Here is a 2,625-nt window from a genome sequence, read left to right on the forward strand (position 1 = left end):
TTTAATTTTCAAGGATCATGTCGCTCTCTCGCAGCGACTATTGTAGTTTATCACAGCCGCTTAACCTTGTCAACAACTTTTTTTAAGTTGTTTTTGTTAAGCTTTGTCGTTTCTTCAAGCGACATGTATTATCATATCACTTAATAAAACTTAGTGTCTATAACAAAATGCCTTAATTTAAGTTTATCTTCACTTTACTTATTTACTATTCGTTATTTCTCGCTTTTTTTGTTATAGACACTCTAGGATAAGTTTACTTACTTTGCTATATTACAATACTATAATTCCTGTTCTTTAGAAATTTTATTCATTAAATCAATAATTCTTTCATTTAACACAGGATGTATTATATATGGCGCTATATCAGATAAAGGTTTTAAAACAAATAACCTTTCATGCATTCTTGGATGTGGGACAATAATATTTTCATCCGATGTTATTAAGTTATCATATAGTAATACATCTAAGTCTATAGTTCTTGGTCCCCACTTTATTACTCTTTCGCGTTTTAAGTCTTTTTCTTTATCTAATAAAAAGTTTATTAACTTTTTAGGGCTTAAAAGCGTTTTTACTTCTAATGCACCATTTAGAAAAGTATCTTGCTCTAAATATCCCACTGGCTTTGTTTCATAAAATTTAGAGGTCTTTGTTACCATTGCTACCTCTGAACTATTTATAAGTTCTATAGCAAAGTTTAAGTTATCCTCTTTATTTCCCATATTAGATCCAATAGCAATATATGCTGTATGCCACTGTCTATCAATCTCCACTGCGGCATAGTCTAAAGGTTTTCCTATAGGAGCCCATGGCTTTTTTATCTTAACCTTTACTCTATTAATTATTTGATAGTTTACTAATATAAATTTTGCTAATTCTTCCGCAGATTTCTCAATTAAATCAAACTTTTCTTGTTTGAATTTTTCCTCAACATTAAGACAGAGTTGCGCATAATTGACCGTTTTGGTTAAGTCATCACTTTCTCCAGCTTCACTTAAATCTGTAAAAAGCTCAAGTGATATCAAGAATCTTTGCCCCATATCCTTTTCTTGTTGATTAACACCATGAAAAGCATAAACCTCTAAATCTTTTACATAAATTTTATCCATATTTTTGTTCTCCCTCAATTAATCTTTTTATCTTATAAAAAAGGTTAAATATATAGTAACCTTACAATCTAATAATAATAGAAAGACTCCCACTTATACAAGCAGGAGTCTACAATTGTACTCTAAGTAATTTAAGCTAAAGCGTTCTAATAGAGTATTTTAAGATTTTTCTTTTCTTTTGGCCATTTACATTCATCTAAGGCTGTGCAACTAAAGCACCTTCTAGATAGCTTGTCACTTAGATAGAAAATATAATTAAAAGTACCTTTTTCACTTTTTTTATTTCTATGATTTAAAATAGCATTTAAAATTATTGTTTTTTCCTCTTGCTTATAATTACACTCATTTAATATATCATCTGCTAGTTTGTAACTGGCAATTTCATGGGGTGTCCCATCCTGATACTGCATCCATCTACCTATGTCATGAAGTAATGCTGCACCATATACTGTTTCCTTATCTATGTTAATTTTGTTTTCTAATACCATTATATATGCTATTCTAGCAACATCCATGAAATGCTGCAAGTCGTGACAACAAAACCTTCTTCCAATTTCCCATTTTTCATTCTTCATTAAATATTCCTTAAATCTATTATTATTTAATATAGAATTTATTCTGTCCAAGAAACTACATCCCCTTGTTAAATTTTAATCATTCTATATACTTCATCTCTAAGTTTCTGATCCTCAGCAAACTTTCCTCTTGTAATTGAAGTTACAGTTTTACTTCCAGGCTTCTTTACCCCCCTCATTGTCATACACATATGCTCAGCCTCTATTACAACCATAACGCCTAAGGCACCTAAATGTTCCATTATAGCTTCAGCAATCTGCAGATTCATTCTTTCTTGTAGTTGAGGTCTCTTAGCAAAAACTTCTACAGTTCTTGCCAATTTACTTAATCCAGCAACTTTGCCATTAGGTATATACGCTATATGCGCTTTTCCGTAAAAAGGAATAAAATGATGTTCACACATAGAATAGAATTGTATATCCTTTTCTAAAATTATACCATCGCTTTCTACTGTAAAAGTTTTCTTTAAATGCTCAGATGGGTTTTCATTCATTCCAGAAAAGATTTCTTTGTACATTCTGGCAATTCTATCAGGAGTTTCTGCTAATCCCTCGCTTTTTGGATCTTCACCTATAGCTTCTATAATCATTTTAACGGCATCTTTAATTTTATTCTCGTCTATCATAATTCTTTATTGAACTTATTCTATAATAAATGTTCAATAATCCTCCTCTCATATCGAAAGATTCTTTGCAGTACATTAATGAAAATTTTATCTTTTATGAATTAAATAAATATTTCACAATATTATCATAAATTATAACATTTTAATCACAAGTTTACAAGAAGCCCAGAATACAAAATATAACAATCTGGACCCGATATTTTTAACCTTTTAAGAGATTCATTAAAATTCATAAAATTTGTAATTATTTCTAGATAATAATAAAAAAGCACTTCAAAATTATATTGAAGTGCTTAATTGGTGGCCAGACCAGGAATC

At 29.8% G+C, this 2,625-nt stretch carries 3 protein-coding genes; all 3 read right to left on the minus strand.

All coding sequences use genetic code 11. From position 1 onward, the window contains the following. Positions 1-278 precede the first annotated feature (278 nt). The 3 genes from folK to folE all read right to left on the minus strand — a co-directional run bounded on the left by folK (position 279) and on the right by folE (position 2,304). Positions 279-1,106, minus strand: coding sequence for a 2-amino-4-hydroxy-6-hydroxymethyldihydropteridine diphosphokinase (gene folK / locus I6U51_RS24330; RefSeq protein WP_211145130.1), 828 nt, complete (start codon positions 1,104-1,106; stop codon positions 279-281). Between the two features lie 146 nt (positions 1,107-1,252). Next, positions 1,253-1,732, minus strand: coding sequence for an HD domain-containing protein (locus I6U51_RS24335; RefSeq protein ID WP_211145131.1), 480 nt, complete (start codon positions 1,730-1,732; stop codon positions 1,253-1,255). 17 nt (positions 1,733-1,749) lie between these two features. After that, positions 1,750-2,304, minus strand: a complete 555-nt coding sequence (gene folE / locus I6U51_RS24340; RefSeq protein WP_211145132.1) for a GTP cyclohydrolase I FolE — start codon at positions 2,302-2,304, stop codon at positions 1,750-1,752. Between the last annotated feature and the right edge of the window lie 321 nt (positions 2,305-2,625).

Source organism: Clostridium aciditolerans, assembly GCF_016316925.1.
GTDB classification, from domain to species: Bacteria; Bacillota; Clostridia; order Clostridiales; family Clostridiaceae; genus Clostridium_AM; species Clostridium_AM aciditolerans.

Excerpts from the sequence above, each read along its gene's own strand:
- folK (WP_211145130.1), bottom strand. The coding sequence starts at position 1,106 with ATGGATAAAATTTATGTAAAAGATTTAGAGGTTTATGCTTTTCATGGT.